Below are 16,600 nucleotides of genomic sequence, written 5' to 3' on the forward strand. Positions count from 1 at the left end.
CCGCTTCATTACACTCATGTTTAAAAAGAGTATTTTAAATAACAAATAAAAAAACGAATGATTAGAAAGATTCACTTCCTAACCATTCGCTTCTTTGTCGTGTTAAATCCTTATGTCCCAGCATAAGAAATAGCGATGCATTCACTTATATTTAAAACTACTGAATCCATGCACCATCATGTCCTAGTCTATATCCTTGAATGGTTGTGTTTGCAGCCATTCGTCCGTCGCTATATAAATAATACCATTGCCCTCCAGTTGAGATCCATCCTGTACTCATGGCTCCCGAAGCACTTAAGTAATACCAGCTGCTTCCGGACTTTAACCAGCCCTTTTGCATTTCTCCCGAGGAGTTTAAGTAATACCACTTCGTTCCATCCTTCAGCCATCCAGTTGCCATTTTTCCAGAACTATAGAGGTAATACCATTGGTTTTGGTCCTTCAGCCATCCTGTCTGCATGGCGCCGCTGGCATTTAAAAAGTACCAAGAAGAACCATCCTTCAGCCATCCAGCCTTCATAGCGCCAGATGAATTCAGGTAATACCATGTTCCACGGTCATTTAGCCACCCTGTTTGCATAGCTCCGCTGCTGTTTAAATAGTACCAGGTGCCTTTATCCTTAACCCAACCTACTTTCATTTGCCCATTTACGTCATGGTAGTACCATTTGCCGCCGGCATAATTCCAGCCTGTGGCAGCTGCCTTATTGGTAAAGTAGTACCAAACCTGGTCGATCTGTTTCCATCCTAGAACTTGGTTGCCATTTTCGTCGTAAAAAGACCGGCCTTGATCGCTGACCACCCAGCCTTCTAATTGAGCTTCTTGTGAGCTTCTGTCAGCTAGTTGCGTATATCGATCCGTAACAAGTGTACCAGTGTAATAGAAGTTAATGATATCCATGTAGTCTTGATTGTCTAATGCGCGATTCTTTGCTCCATGCTGGCTTAGCCCAACTCCGTGACCGAATCCGGCGCCGCTCACAGTAATGGTTTGATCATTATGATCTACTTTCTTGATGTAGTAGCTCAGCATTTTGCTGCCAAGTATACTTCGTAAACTTCCTCTAGTTACATCTTCAATTACAGTTTCTTTTACAAGAATATTCCCATCTGAGTCAACTTGATTCTCTGAAATGTATTCCACTGGAATATCCGCCTTTTCCACCCTTTGGCCAGATGTAACGGTATGAATATCCAATTCCTTAATTGCCACTATTTTTAGGTTCTCGTCGGGCTTATTAAGTAGCTCTTTAATCTTTTCTGCTGCCGTGGCATCGGCTTCTGTCACTTGATCCCACCAGCTTTCCGGATTGCTTAGATCTAAATCTCTTAGATCTATTTGCTGTGTTTGTAAAGAGATGGACCACAGAATTCTTGAATCTAATCCATCAAACTCATCTCGCTTTGAAAGAAGATATGGCAGCTGAGTTGAACCCCATTCATTTGAATTTGATTCTGTATAACCCCCGTTAGAAGAAGAATATACTGCATCTATAATTTTTCCATTACTCGTGATGATTTTTCCTTTGGTTGCATCGACTGCGAGATTTGAATTTTTATAGATTCCATTCCGATCAATATCTGGTGACCAAAAATAGCCCCCATATACTTGGTTGCTTACACCGTCGACAATGGTGTTGCTTTCCCGAAATGCAGCATACGATCTTGCAGCAGTTGCCTGTACTTTCAAGGCTTCTGTTGGCCAGGACGCATAAATTTCTTTAGGGACTACTCCCTTTATATAATCTTCCATGTAAATAAAATTATATGGGCGAACAAAGTTGTTTTCTTGCTTAATCTCGAATGAACCATTATAAGGAGTATTTTGAATAGACAGGTAGTGATCCTTGTTCATCGGAGATAAGGTGATCGTCTCGCTGCACTGAAGTTTAGTGCTGCCGCTCCATAAACAGATGTTGTTGTCTGAAGCGATCTTAAGAGAGTAATGATGCTGATCGGTGAGTATGTAGGTTTCATTGCCATCTGTTGCTGCATAATCACCTGCAGGAATAATGGTAATTGCCTCTTTGTTTCCTAAAGTGTTTTGGAGCTTTACTTTTAACAAGGGCTCTGTACTGATAGCTGAAGCACTTGGAAGCAGGTTTGAAGCGGCAATAAATAGTGTTAGCAAAAATGTTAAGCCTATCATTTTTCTCAGCAATATGATTTCCTCCTTTTACATGTAAAATAGCATGTGTTTATACTAACTAAATCAAATCTATCATCTGTTTTAGCATAATAGTAGTGCGAATTTTGTAACAACATGAAGTTTTGTAACAAAAAAATATAAAAAGTATGTCATATTTTGATTAAAATACTGTAAATATATGAATTTATTAATACATTTCTATCTATATATGATATATTTATTTAGCTGATGGTCACAATTTCGACATCAAAAACAAAAGATAGATTGGGGTGGAAGAATAAGTACATAGAATCGTTTTCTTTTTCTTGATAGAGAATTACGGCTTTTAGATTCTGAATATTTCAAGGATGCAGATTATTACTTAGGTTTTATGGCAGTTATTCGACTTTTAAAAAATTTTTTGGGGGAATAAGAGTGAATATTAAAAAGCAATTTCTCATTATTGCGACAATATTTGCAATGGTATTCAGCTACATAGTGCCATTCCAGTCATCTGCTTCAGCTGATACTGTTTTGACGGTTGAAGAAGCGATTGCGAATAATGAAGGTACAGCAACAGTTGCGGGGTATATTGTAGGTTATACTTCAGGAACATCTTCGTACGATTTTGAAGCGCCGTTTAGTGCAGATACGAATATTGCAATAGCGGATGCTGCAGATGAAACAGATCCAGCGAAAATTTTACCTGTACAAATCCCGAATATTAAGGAACTCCGTGAAAAGTTTGGATTAAAGGCTAACCCAGACAATGTTGGAAAGAAAGTGGTAGTGACAGGTTCACTTGAAGCTTACTTCTCCGGACCAGGTTTGAAAAATCCATCTGCTATCTTATTTGATGGAGAAACAGCTCCAGATCCAGTGCCAATTGAAGGTGTTGAAGGACTTCGAATTCACGATATTCAAGGTGAGTCCCACTCCTCTCCATATGAGGAGCAAAACGTGGTTGGTGTAGAAGGTATTGTTACACATGTTGTGGATCACAGCAATTTTTATATGCAGGACAATCAGCCTGATGAAAACCCGAATACATCTGAAGGTATTCTAGTATATAAGCCGAGTCATGGAGCTGCTGCAGGTGATCTTGTAACAGTTGATGGGCTTGTAAAAGAATGGGTCTTAGATGGTTATTCTGAAAAGTTAGAAACAGATTTGGCAATGACTGAAATTAATGCGCAGCGTGGAAACGTTGTGAAAGTTTCATCTAATCATGATCTTCCGGAAGCACTTGTCATCGGAAAAGATATTTTTCCTCCTACAGAAATTGTAGATAATGATGGACTGCAAGTATTTGATCCTGAGGAAGACGGTATTGACTTTTACGAGAGTGTAGAAGGAATGCGCGTTGCATTAGACAGTCCGACAATTGTTGCTCCTCAGAAATATGGTGAGCTTGCAGTTATTACTGAACAGACTGAAGGAAAGGCGTATACAAAAGAAGGCGCGCCTTTATTAACAAAAGATAACCAAAATCCTGAAAGAATGCATCTGTTATTGGATAACCGTTCATATGTTGCTAAAACTGGGGATCAGTTCAATGGCACGGTTGAAGGGGTTATGAGTTACTCTTACAGCAACTTTAAGATTTTGGTGAAAGAAGCTGAACTTCCAGAATTACAGGAACGTGCATACGAACCAGAGGTTTCAACCATTATAAAAGACAATGACAAGCTGACAGTAGCAGCGTATAATATTGAAAATTTTGACGCGTCTGATACAGAAAAACGCGATAAACTTTCTCGTTCAATGGTAGAAAATTTAAACTCACCGGATATTATTGGCCTTGTTGAGGTTCTTGATGATAGCGGAACAACAAACAATGGTATTGTAACGGCTGAGAACAATTATAAAGCTTTAAGTGAAGCGATCAAAGGCTTCGGAGGACCAGAATACGCTTGGACTGAAATCGCACCAGTTGATGGTGAAGATGGAGGCGTTCCAGGTGGTAATATCCGTGTTGGATATTTATATAATCCTGAAAGAGTTGAACTTGCAGCAGGTGAAAAAGGCGGATCAGAAGAAGCTGTGGCATTCGAAAATGGTGCACTTACTCTAAATCCAGGAAGAATTGATCCGACAAATCCTGCTTTTGATAGCAGCCGTAAGCCTTTAGCAGCTCAATTCACATTTAACGGTGAAGATGTCATCGTTATTAACAATCACTTTAATTCTAAAGGTGGAGATGAGCCGATTTTTGGCCAAAATCAGCCGCCTGTGCTTGGCAGTGAAGAACAGCGTATGGAGATTGCTGGTATTATCAACTCCTTCGTTAGTGGTATTCATGAGCAAGACGAAGATGCAAATGTAGTTGTAATGGGCGATTTGAATGACTTTGAATTCTCAGCGCCAATCCAAAAGCTAAAAGGAAATGTTTTAACAAACTTAGTTGAAACACTTCCGCAAGAAGAAAGATACACTTATTCTTACCAAGGAAATGCACAAGTATTAGATCACATTTTAGTATCCAATCATTTAGCTGAAAAAGCTAAAACTGATATTGTAAACTTTAATTCTGCGTATATGGAAGAACATGGCCGTGCAAGCGATCATGATGCTGTAGTTGCCCAATTAGACCTGGGTGCAGCAGAGCAGGAAAGCGGCTTTAACCTATCTATCATGCATACGAATGATAGTCATGCGCATGTTGAGCAATACCCTTACTTAATCAGTGCTGTAAAAGAATTGCGTGCTGAAAAACAGAATTCTGTACTTTTAGACGCTGGAGATGTATTCTCAGGTACATTATTCTTTAGACAATATGAAGGACTTGCTGACTTGCACTTTATGAATGAACTGCAATTCGATGCGATGACTTTTGGAAATCACGAATTCGACAAAGATTCACAAGTTCTTGCGAATTTTATTGAAGAAATGAAATTCCCAATGGTTTCTGCAAATGTAAATGTAACAAATGATGAAATTCTTTCACCTTACTTTAAAGATGAAATTGGAACAGCTGATTCAGAAGCGTCCATTTTCCCTGCTATCGTTAAAGAAATTGATGGTGAAAAGGTTGGTATTTTTGGTCTGACTACAGAAGACACTGAATTCTTAGCTAGTCCAAGTGAAGATGTTGTATTTGAAGATGCGGTTGTAAAAGCTCAAGAAACGGTGGAATTACTTGAAAATGCTGGAGTGAATAAAATTATTGCTCTAACACATTTAGGTTATACACCGGACCTTAACCTTGCAAATGAGGTTGATGGAATTGACGTTATTGTGGGCGGACACAGTCACACAATTATTGATGAAACAGTTGTAGTAGAAAAAGAAGAGCCTACGTTAATCGTTCAAACGGGCGAATACTTAACAAATCTTGGCTTGCTTGATGTCACTTTTGATGAAAATGGTGTTATTACTAAGCATGCAGGAGAGTTACTGGAATTAGAAAAGTACGAGGCTGACAGTCAAGCGCAAGAAAAAGTAAACGAATTTCAACAGCCGCTTATCGAGATGGAACAAGAAGTTGTTGGCCATACAACGGTAAACTTAAACGGTGAACGCAATGATGTACGTACAAAGGAAACAAACCTAGGTAACCTTATTGCTGACGGTATGCTTGCAAAAGCAAATGAATTTGTAAAAACTGATATTGCGATCCAAAATGGCGGTGGAATCCGTGCTTCAATTAATGAGGGAGATATTACCCTTGGTGAAGTGTTAACGGTTCTTCCATTCGGAAATACTCTTGTAACAATTGAATTAACTGGTGAAGAAATTCTGGCTGCGCTTGAACATAGCGTTGGATCAGTTGAAACTGGGGAAGGCAGATTTCTTCAAGTTGCTGGTATGCAGTTTAAATATGATCAAAACAAACCGGCTGGTCAAAGAGTCTGGTCTGTTGAAGTAAAAACAGATAATGGTTTTGAACCATTAAACCTGGAGCAAATGTACAATGTAGCAACAAATGCCTATACTGCTGATGGCGGAGATGGATATGAAATGCTCAAAACAGCAAAAGAGGAAGGTCGTATGACTGAATTGTTCCTTGTTGATTTTGAAGTGTTCTTATCTCACTTAGAAAACAGTGGTACAGTATCACCTGAAATTGAAGGCAGAATTGTTCAAGAAGTTAAGCCAGACTTAGTGAAACAAGGCTGGGTATTAGAAGGTTCTACTTGGTTCTACTTTGTTGACGGTGAAATGCAAACAGGCTGGGTACAAGATGCAGGCAAATGGTACTTCTTAACAGGCAGTGGAGCAATGGCAACAGGCTGGGTACAAGATGCAGGCAAATGGTACTTCTTAACAGGCAGTGGAGCAATGGCAACAGGCTGGGTACAAGATGCAGGCAAATGGTACTTCCTAACAGGCAGCGGAGCAATGTCGACTGGCTGGGTGAAGGATGCAGGCAAATGGTACTTCTTAACAGGCAGCGGAGCAATGTCGACTGGCTGGGTGAAGGATGCAGGCAAATGGTACTTCTTAACAGGCAGCGGAGCGATGTCGACTGGCTGGGTGAAGGATGCAGGCAAATGGTACTTCTTAACAGGCAGCGGAGCAATGGCAACAGGCTGGGTGAAGGATGCAGGCAAATGGTACTTCTTAACAGGCAGCGGAGCAATGTCGACTGGCTGGGTGAAGGATGCAGGCAAATGGTACTATCTTGCAGGCAGCGGAGCGATGTCGACTGGCTGGGTATATGTAAACAGCAAATGGTACTATCTATATGCTAGTGGTATGATGGCGGCGAATACGACGATCGGCGGCTACAAACTTGGCAGTGATGGAGCTTGGATTCGTTAGTATTTACGAATATACCAGTCTATAAAGACTAAAAGGCAATTCATTTGGAAGCTGTATGGAGGGGATTCTACCTCTCCATACAGCTTTTCTTATGCTATTTTCTAAAAGATTGTTGCAATAATAATGAGTTTTGTTTGCGGTACTCTATAGACTGGAACAGAGAGAAAGACGGATCCTATTAAAAGTAAAGCTTAATTTCTGTTCCGCTGCTTAGGGGCAGAAGTCTCGCATTTACTGCCCTGACTTTGGCGTCTCTAATTCATAGTTAACGCGCAGGATTTCTGGCTATGTAAAATTTCCTAGATTGAGATACCTTGATACAGCAGCTATATAAGACCTGTGACCTATCGTTTTAAAGCGGAAGAAAGCCTGCTGCAAATGTACTCCTACTTTTGTTTTTATTCTATTGACCTGTTTCATCTGATAGTATAGAATAATGATATTATTTCAACTTTTCTAAAAATAAAGGAGGTAGATTGTATAATAAGTTGATTTACTAGTTACATAAGGTACTAGCAAATTCATTTTAGGGGGAAAAGGAAAGAATGAGTCCAAAAAAGACGACTGGTAAAAAAGTAGCTTCATCCCTGCTAGCAGGCGCACTTGTATTATCTAGTTTCAATTTCTCTGCTTTTGCTGAATCTGCACCAACAGACAAATATGCTGCGAAAATTGAGCAGTTTAAAAAGGCAATGGAAGGCAAGTCAAGTGTAACTGCTGAAGTTGGCGAGGAGCAAAAAGTTTTATTTAATAAAACGGATAAGGTCCGTGTAATTGTTGAAGTTGAAGGACAAACACCTGTTGAAGTAGCTACAAAAGAAGGAAAGCTATACAAAGAATTATCTGAAGATAAAAAAGATTCTATTACCTCTAAATTGCTTAAGCAGCAAACAAATGTAAAAGACAAAATCAAAGCTAAGGGTGTAAGTGTAGATTATAACTATAGCTTTGCAACAGCATTTAATGGATTTAGCGGAGAAGTTACTTACGGAGATATTTCAAAGATCGAATCTGTAGCCGGAGTTAAGAACGTTTATTTAGCAAATGAATATAATCGTCCAGAACTTCCTGAGCCAGACATGCATACATCTCATGAATTCATCCAGTCACATCAGACTTGGGCAGATGCTAAGTTTAAAGGTGAAGGAATGGTTGTAGCTGTTATTGACTCTGGAGTAGATCCTTCCCATAAGGATTTTGTCCTGACTGATTCTGCTTCAGCTGAATTATCAAGCGCTGAAGTTAGTGGAATTGTTGATGAAAACGGTCTAAAAGGACAGTTTTTTACTGATAAAGTTCCTTACGGATATAACTATTATGACCAAAATAATACCATTTTAGATCTAGGCCCGGAAGCGTCTGAGCATGGAATGCACGTAGCTGGAACAGTTGCAGCCAACGGTGATGTCGCAAATGGCGGCATTAAAGGTGTTGCGCCGGAAGCTCAAGTATTGGGAATGAAAGTTTTCAGTAATGATCCAAACTATCCATCAACTTGGTCTGATGTCTATCTTGCTGCTATTGATGATTCTATTAAACTAGGAGCAGATGTATTAAATATGAGTTTAGGTTCTACTGCATCATTCTATAATGAAGAAAGTGCAGAAGACCTTGCTATTACAAGAGCAGTTGAAAATGGGATTGTTGCGTCAGTATCTGCTGGTAACTCGGGTCATATTGCAAGAGGATGGGATGACCCTTATTATAAAAACCCTGATATTGGAGTAGTAGGTGCACCAGGTCTTAATACAGATACTATTCAGGTGGCGGCATCTGGAAATGTTGCGTATGAGTATGAGACTGGAATTACAGTTCCTGGAACAGATTTCAGCGGAACGGGTTATGGTGTTGATAGCTGGGTTGAGTTGGAAGAAAACAACCAGTTAGAGCTTGTTAGTCTGGATGGCAAACTTGGACACCCTGAAGATTACAACGGAATTGATGTGGAAGGTAAAGTTGTAGTCATGCCGCGTGGAGATCTTACGTTTGTAGATAAGACCAAAAATGCTGCTGAAGCAGGGGCAATTGGGATTATTGTTTATAACAGTACAAGCCCAATTTTCTATACTGACCAGGGTGGCTGGCAAATCCCATTTATGAAGATTTCACGTCAAGAGGGGTTAGCCCTTGAAGAGGCTATTAAAACTGGCAATACGACTTTAGATGTCAATCAGTTAAATAGAGAAGCAAGCCCTGAAATGGGAAGAATGACTGAGTTTACTTCCTGGGGCACAACACCTAGCTTGGAATTAAAGCCGGAAATCACAGCACCTGGCGGAAAAATTATTTCAACGCTGCAAAATGATGAATATGGTGAAATGAGCGGAACATCAATGGCTGCACCACATGTTGCTGGTGGTTCTGCACTTGTTCAGCAATATTTACAAGGAGACGAGCGCTTTAATGAACTATCAACCGGAGAAAAAACACGCCTAGCTAAAGTTCTGCTAATGAATACAGCAGATGTAATTCTTGATGAAAACGCTCAGCCGTTTTCACCTAGAAGACAAGGTGCTGGAATGATGCAAACATACAGTGCGGTTGATACTCCTGTATATGTAACAGACGCTCAATCAGGAGAGGCGAAAGTAGAGTTAAAAGACTTCACTGAGAAGCAATTTAGCATGACATTAACTGCAACGAATATCTCTGATAAGGATGTTACATATAATGTCGATGCTAATGTACTATCAGATATGTTCTATGAGGTTGAAGGCAGTGAAGATTACAATGCTTTGATTGCAGGAGACCTTGAAGGAGCAGTGATTGATGCACCAGAGAAAGTGACAGTAAGTGCTGGCGATAGTGCGGAGTTTACTGTAAGTGTAGATTTAACAAATGCAAAAGTGCCAGGTTTTGACGCTAATGATGAAGTCGTGTTAAGAGATTTAACTGAAGACAACTTCGTTGAAGGATTTGTTACACTTACGGATGAAAATGGAATAGAGGCGACACTTTCAGTTCCTTATGTAGGCTTCTACGGCAAGTGGGATCGTCCAGAGATCGTTGATGGATTTACAGAGTTAGGCGAAAATCGTTTCTACGAACTTCCGGCGAACTTTAATGAGATGCTTACAGGTGCTGGTGGATCATTTGTTGCTCAGGCTGGAGAAAATGAATTTTACCCAGTATCTCCAAATGGAGATGGAGAAAATGATGATATTTATCCATTACCATCGTTCTTAAGAAATGCGGATGAAGTTCAATTTAATATCTTAGATGAAGAAGAAAACTTCCTTCGCCGCGTGAAATTAGAAAAAGATGTAACGAAGAACTATTATAATGCAGGAAACGGAAGCTATTACTCCTTTAATAGCAGCAGAGCATGGGATGGAAAAGTAAAATCCGAGACTGTTGAAGATGGTTTATACTACTATGAAATTAAATCTGTTATCGATTATGATGGAGCAGAATGGCAGTCTAAGAAGATCCCTGTTTATGTAGATACAACTGCACCAGAAATAACAGCTGTTCTAGATGAAGAAGCAGGTGTTGTTAGCTGGGAAACAGTAGAAGAGGGAACTGGAGTAGCTTCATATGGTGTGTTTGTTAATGGTTCACTCGTTAAAGCACTAGACTCTTCAGCGACATCTTACCAATTTGATTCACTGCCAGAAAAAGCAGTTATTGAAATTGGAGCTGTAGATTATGCTTCAAACTATGGTTTTGATACGGCAGCTAAAGGTGATGCTGAATTGCCACTGCTTTATGTAGATACTGCTACTCCTGAACCATTTGGTGCATACAACTCCTTTGAAGTTCCGGTTGCAGGGTATGTTCAAGAAGATTTAGCACTAAAGACCTTGACTGTGAACGGTAAAGATGTTGAATTCACTTTTGATGCAGCGACTAATCGCTATAACTTTAGCACAAAAGCTACATTTGAAAAGGATGGAAAATACGATATCATTATCACTGCGACGGATCATTCTGACAAGGAATTCTCTATTTCGCGTAAAGTGTTCATTGATACAACACTTCCAGAAATCAATGTAGAAACGCCACAGGAAGTTGGGAAAGATGTTGAAGAGGTTAAATTGTCTGTTAACCTGAAAGATAACTATAACTTCTTATCCTTATATGTGGATGATACTCACGAATTTGAACAGCCTTTAGTTAGTCCGGTTGATGTTATGACTCCAGCGGATACAGATGTAGAAGTTAATCTTCCTGTTAAAGTCGGAGAGAATAAATTTACACTTCGTTTGATTGACTTGGCTGGAAACGAAGTAACAAAAGAAGTTGATATTAATCGCCTAGAGACTGATCCGAAAAATGGATGGGTACTAGAGGGCGGCAAATGGTTCTTCTACGATGAAGATGTAAAAGAAACTGGCTGGCTTCTTGACCAAGGCAAATGGTACTACCTAAATGGTGATGGTGCCATGGCTACTGGTTGGGTGAAAGATCAGAATAAATGGTACTATCTATCTGCTAGTGGAGTTATGCAAACTGGCTGGGTACAGAATGCAGGCAAATGGTACCTTCTATCAGGTAGCGGAGCTATGCAAACTGGCTGGGTGAAAAGTCAGAATACATGGTATTTCCTTGATAAGACTTCTGGTGCAATGGCAACAGGATGGCTTAAAGAAGGTGGAGTATGGTATTACTTTAAGTCTTCAGGTACCATGGTAACTGGATGGAACCTGATTAATGGTAAATGGTACTATTTCTATGCTTCAGGTACAATGGCAGCTAACACTACTGTTGGAGGCTATAAGCTAGGACCTAGTGGAGCTTGGACAGGGAAATAGTATATAACTAAAAAGCTGAGACATAAATATTTCAGCCAATGAAAAAACCGAACGAATAGAAGATATATTTCTTCTATAAAACGTTCGGTTTTTTTTCTGTTGCTTTTTAGTGTTTGTTTCATAGATATGTAAAGTCAATCATCATAGCAAGCATTAGACAAGTCCTATTATTCTCTCGGGTCGATACCAAGTGTCAAGCTGAATAAATATATATCGATACATTAAGATGGAATCGGCGAAACAAGGTGAATATTCTTATTATTTATTTACATTATTATATGAAACTGGTAACATGGTTTTGTATTCAAAAATTGAACGTTCATTTTTTGAACGTGCGTTATAGGTGATAGGGAGGTTGTCTTGAGAAAATTAGTAACTGAAATTCCAAACCAATTAAACTTTCAAAAAAGGAAACGTCTAACAAAGAGGCCGGTTATTTGGCTGTTTATACTCCCTGCATTAGTACCTTTGATTATATTTTGGATCTACCCAATGTTTTATTCATTATACATAAGCTTTACCGATTGGGATTATATGAGTGCTGATTACAATATTGTGGGAATAAAGAATTATCAAGATTTACTTAAAGATCCAATCTTTTACGAAGTATTATGGAATACTCTTTACTTTAGTATGGGAGTTGTGGTCCCTTCGGTTTTTGGCGGACTTTTTCTTGCGTTGTTATTAATGAAAAATCAAAGAGGAATGGGGCTATTGCGGACATTTATCTTTTCACCATGGGTGACCCCCGCAGTGGCTATTTCAATTGTGTGGTCTTGGATTTTTGAGCCATCATATGGTTTAGCCAACTGGATTCTATCCATCTTCAATGTTCCTGCTCTTGAATGGACGAGTAGTCCAACATGGGCCATGCCTGCAATTATTATCGTTTCTGTCTGGAAAGGTTTGGGCTGGTGCATGATATTTTACTTAAATGCCTTAAACAAGGTGCCAGAATCATTATATGAAGCAGCAGCATTGGACGGAGCATCTTCATGGAAAAAGTTTATTCATATAACTTTACCACTCATATCCCCAACCACTTTTTTCTTGATCATGATTACGACAGTGGATGCACTGCAGGCTTATGATCAGATACAGGTATTAACACAAGGTGGACCAGCTGGAAGTACAAGGACGATCTTGTACTTATATTATCAAGCAGCCTTTGAACAGTTTAACATGGGGAAAGCGACAGCTGTTGCGACTGTACTAGTCATCATAACTGCAGCCCTATCTATTGTTCAATTTGTGTTTAGTAGAAAATGGGTGCATTACCAGTAGGGGGCTTAAAGTAAATATGAAAAGGACAAGTCTTGTTTTCTTTCAATATATTTTTCTAATTCTTTTTAGTTTTATAATGCTTTTTCCTTTTTTGTGGATGGTGATTAGCGCTTTAAAAACAAAGAGTGAAATATTTCAATTTCCTCCCACGTGGTGGCCACAAGATCCGATGTGGAACCATTTCGCAGAGGCCTGGCAGCTAGCACCTTTTGGTCAATATATCTTTAATAGTTCATTTACTGCAATCATCATTGTCCTTATACAAGTTTTAAATTCGGCATTGATTGCTTATGCGTTCACGCAGTTTACTTTTAGAGGTAAAAATGTTTTGTTTGCTATTGTTTTATTAACATATATGCTTCCTGCAGCTGCGACTTATGTACCTAGTTACGTCATACTGGCGAATTTGAATATGCTGGATACATATGAGGGCTTGATTTTGTCCAATGCGGTAAGTGTTTTTGGAATCTTTTTGTTCAGACAGGCATTTATGCAGATTCCAAAAGAACTGATAGAAGCAGCAAGAATGGATGGTGCTGGGCATTTCTTAGTTTTATGGAGAATTGTTTATCCATTAAGTAAACCAACCTTTATTTCATTTGCCTTAATTAGTCTTGTTCAAAATTACAATAGCTATCTTTGGCCATCACTCATCATGAACAGCGCAGAAAAACAGCTAATTACAACTGGCTTAAGACAGTTCTTTATACAAGAAGGTGCTTATGGAATCCAGTGGCCGCTTATAATGGCTGCTAGCACGTTTGCTATTTTACCGTTATTGCTGTTATTTGCACTTGCTCAAAAATGGTTCATCAATGGCATTAGTGACCAAGGCTTAAAATAATTGCTAAAACAAAGGGGATGTAAAGTATGAATGTAAGGAAAAAAATTCTGGTTTTTTTTATGATCACAATGGGACTGTTTATAGCTGCAGGCTGTTCAAACAATGCAAATTCAGAAGGAACTGAGGAGGGACCAATTGAGATTGAATTTTGGTATGGACTTGGCGGTAAGCTTGGTGAAGGTGTCGAGAAAACGATAAGCGACTTTAACGAAAGCCAAGATGAGATCAAAGTAGTAGGTGTAGCGCAAGGGGAATATGAAGAAACCGTGCAAAAATTACAGGCGGCTGTTGCTGCTAAAAAGGTTCCTGCAGCTGTTTTATTACAAAATGATCCAATGAATGCTTTTGCGAAAAAAGGAGTGTTGGCTCCAATGGATTCATTTATAAATGAAGATAGTGATTTCAAAAAAGAAGATTTTGTTTCTGCCTTCTATCAGCAAGGAACAATAGAAGGGAAGCAATATGCCATCCCACTATACGGGACTACGCAGGTCATGTATTATCGTAAAGATCTATTTGAGAAGTATGGTTTAACAACAGATGTATTTGATTCGTGGGAATCACTAGCGGAAGCTGCAAAAGTAATTAAAGATCAAGAAGGTGTTTATGGATGGGAGCCTATGTATGGTCCGGATAACCTTATTGATATGGCTTTGAGCAATGGAGCGCAATATATAAGTGAAGATGGGAAAACGGTAATGATTGACTCTCCTGAATGGGTCGAAGCGTGGGAGTTCATAAGAACATTAATTCATGAAGAAAAAACGATGGCGATCCATCATGGTGGACAAGGCTGGGAATATTGGTATAAAACGATTGATGATGTCATGCAAGGCAATGCGGCTGGTTATACAGGTTCAAGTGGGGATCAAGGGGATTTAGATTTTGATATCGTAAGCGCTCATCCTCAGCCGGGTTGGAAGGATCATGACCCTGCTCCACATGCGGGAGCAATGGTTGCTTCTATACCTGCTTTAGCATCTGATAAAGAGCAAGAAGCTGCCTATGAATGGATTACCTATTTTTCAAGTGCTGAAAAAACAGCGGAGTGGTCCATGAATACAGGGTATATTCCAGTAAGGAAGTCTGCTCAGGAAGTAGAAGCATATAAGGAATTTGCAGAAAAAAATCCACAAAGTAATGTTCCTTTAACGCAAGCCCAATATGCAACACCTCCATTTGTTGATCCAACTGGCGGTAAAATATACGATGCATTAGAAAAAGCGGCAGATAAGGTAGAAATACAAGGGATTTCAGCTAGTGAGGCACTTAAGGAAGCGAAAGAAGAAGCACAAAGAGCACTGGACAACACATTGAATTAACAGGGGAGTTTCAAATGGAAACAATAACAAGCAGGAAATTTGAAGGTGTTGTAACTAGTATTGAAACGCAGGTTTCCTTTGTGGTTGATGGAGATTGCGATTGGATTAGATTCAAACTAGCTTTTCAAGCAAAGGGCTGGTATCAAATTTTCATAATAGATCCAGAACAGAAAATAAGATTGCAAGCGATTTATATTCAAGAACCCAAAGAATGGATCGTATCTAATAATAATGAAGAAACTAGTTTTTCAACAGTTCCTGGAGAGGTGAAGAAAGGAACTTGGCTGCTGCAGATTTTATCTGCTGTTCCTCATTTGGAATCTGCATTTGTTATGGAGTATCAGTTAGGAAGTGGTCAAGTTCTTCAAGACTCTCACAAAAGAACAACCACCTGGACTGAAACAAATGGAGAGAATGGACTATGTTTGCATTTGTTTAATGGAGATAGGATTTATAACAAAGATTCAAAATGGTACAAAGGAGATTTTCATACTCATACTAATGAATCGGATGGGAAGCTGACCCCGGCAGAAGGCATGAACCAAGCACGAAAAATGGGGCTAGACTTCTTTACGATCACAGATCATAATATTTTACCAACCAAGTGGATTGAAGATGAATTATTAACGATTCCCGGAATGGAAATTACTTCTTCAAAAGGTCATTTTAATGCGATCGGTTTGACTAATTGGGTGGATTGGAGACCTGCTGCTTCTGATGGAGGAATGGAAACGGAAGAAGGCATGAACAGGCTAATACAAGAGTGCAGAAGTGCCGGAGCCATTGTCAGTATCAACCATCCAATGCTTAAGCCTTGGGAGTGGCAATTTAAAGAAACGAGATTAAAAGATATAGGGATAATTGAGCTGTGGAATGATCCTACCTTCAAGGATAATGTAAAAGCAACTGAAGAGATATTAGGCTTGTGGAGCCTTTTATGGAATGACGGTCATCAAATCTATGGTATTGGAGGTTCGGATTCCCACCTGCTGCCAACAGAAAGTTATGAGGAAAATGGCCCGCCTTCAGTAATTGGAGATCCTGCTACCTATGTTTTTGCTGATGGACTTACTGCCCAGTCTATTATAAGGGGAGTTGAAAAAGGACATGTGTATCTGTCGCGAGGTCCTATATTAAACTGCTTGGTTACAAAAGACGATCAGGTGTATCAATTAGGTGACAGATTACAAGTTGAAACAGATGAAGCAGACTTTGATTTTCAATTCACTGTAGAATATAGCAGCATTACAGAACCTTCATTCATAACCTGGATTGAAAATGGGGAAATCATCGATCAGTATGAACTAAATGAAAACGGAGAGTGCCCAAGAGCATTTACATGGAAAACGCATGAGTATAATTGGGTAAGGATAGAAGTACGCTCCAGAAATAATGTATTATTAGCATGCACCAACCCAGTATATGCTGGTGAGACAAATACAACGCTTGAGACGTGGGAGGATTTATTAATTGCAGGCAAAGACCACTTATCCTAACAGCCAAT

The 16,600-nt window shown here is 39.4% G+C and carries 7 protein-coding genes; 6 read left to right on the forward strand and 1 reads right to left on the reverse strand.

The features are described from left to right. Positions 1 to 157: 157 nt before the first annotated feature. A complete protein-coding gene (locus tag B7E07_RS02765; RefSeq protein WP_080843958.1) occupies positions 158 to 2,161 on the reverse strand; it encodes a SpoIID/LytB domain-containing protein in 2,004 nt (667 codons plus the stop codon). 402 nt (positions 2,162 to 2,563) lie between these two features. On the opposite strand from B7E07_RS02765, the gene B7E07_RS02770 reads away from it, so the two are divergent. The 6 genes from B7E07_RS02770 to B7E07_RS02795 all read left to right on the forward strand — a co-directional run bounded on the left by B7E07_RS02770 (position 2,564) and on the right by B7E07_RS02795 (position 16,592). After that, on the forward strand, positions 2,564 to 6,892 hold the full coding sequence (locus B7E07_RS02770) for a 5'-nucleotidase C-terminal domain-containing protein (RefSeq protein WP_080843959.1): 4,329 nt from the start codon (positions 2,564 to 2,566) through the stop codon (positions 6,890 to 6,892). A 545-nt stretch (positions 6,893 to 7,437) separates the two neighbouring features. Beyond that, positions 7,438 to 11,646 carry a S8 family serine peptidase gene (locus B7E07_RS02775; protein ID WP_080843960.1) on the forward strand — a complete coding sequence of 1,403 codons (4,209 nt, stop codon included), beginning with the start codon at positions 7,438 to 7,440 and terminating at the stop codon, positions 11,644 to 11,646. Between the two features lie 435 nt (positions 11,647 to 12,081). Further along, on the forward strand, positions 12,082 to 12,930 hold the full coding sequence (locus B7E07_RS02780; protein WP_257391527.1) for a carbohydrate ABC transporter permease: 849 nt from the start codon (positions 12,082 to 12,084) through the stop codon (positions 12,928 to 12,930). 169 nt (positions 12,931 to 13,099) lie between these two features. Next, positions 13,100 to 13,774, forward strand: coding sequence for a carbohydrate ABC transporter permease (locus B7E07_RS02785; protein WP_257391383.1), 675 nt, complete (start codon positions 13,100 to 13,102; stop codon positions 13,772 to 13,774). 59 nt (positions 13,775 to 13,833) lie between these two features. Beyond that, positions 13,834 to 15,096, forward strand: a complete 1,263-nt coding sequence (locus B7E07_RS02790; RefSeq protein WP_373886037.1) for an ABC transporter substrate-binding protein — start codon at positions 13,834 to 13,836, stop codon at positions 15,094 to 15,096. A 14-nt stretch (positions 15,097 to 15,110) separates the two neighbouring features. Next, on the forward strand, positions 15,111 to 16,592 hold the full coding sequence (locus tag B7E07_RS02795) for a CehA/McbA family metallohydrolase (protein WP_080843963.1): 1,482 nt from the start codon (positions 15,111 to 15,113) through the stop codon (positions 16,590 to 16,592). Positions 16,593 to 16,600: the final 8 nt, after the last annotated feature.

Source organism: Cytobacillus gottheilii, from assembly GCF_900166665.1.
GTDB lineage: Bacteria > Bacillota > Bacilli > Bacillales > Cytobacillaceae > Cytobacillus > Cytobacillus gottheilii_A.

What these genes read in the sequence shown, in the direction of transcription:
- B7E07_RS02775 (WP_080843960.1), top strand. Translation starts at nt 7,438, where the DNA reads ATGAGTCCAAAAAAGACGACTGGTAAAAAAGTAGCTTCATCCCTGCTA.
- B7E07_RS02785 (WP_257391383.1), top strand. Translation starts at nt 13,100, where the DNA reads ATGTGGAACCATTTCGCAGAGGCCTGGCAGCTAGCACCTTTTGGTCAA.
- B7E07_RS02790 (WP_373886037.1), top strand. Translation starts at nt 13,834, where the DNA reads ATGATCACAATGGGACTGTTTATAGCTGCAGGCTGTTCAAACAATGCA.
- B7E07_RS02795 (WP_080843963.1), top strand. Translation starts at nt 15,111, where the DNA reads ATGGAAACAATAACAAGCAGGAAATTTGAAGGTGTTGTAACTAGTATT.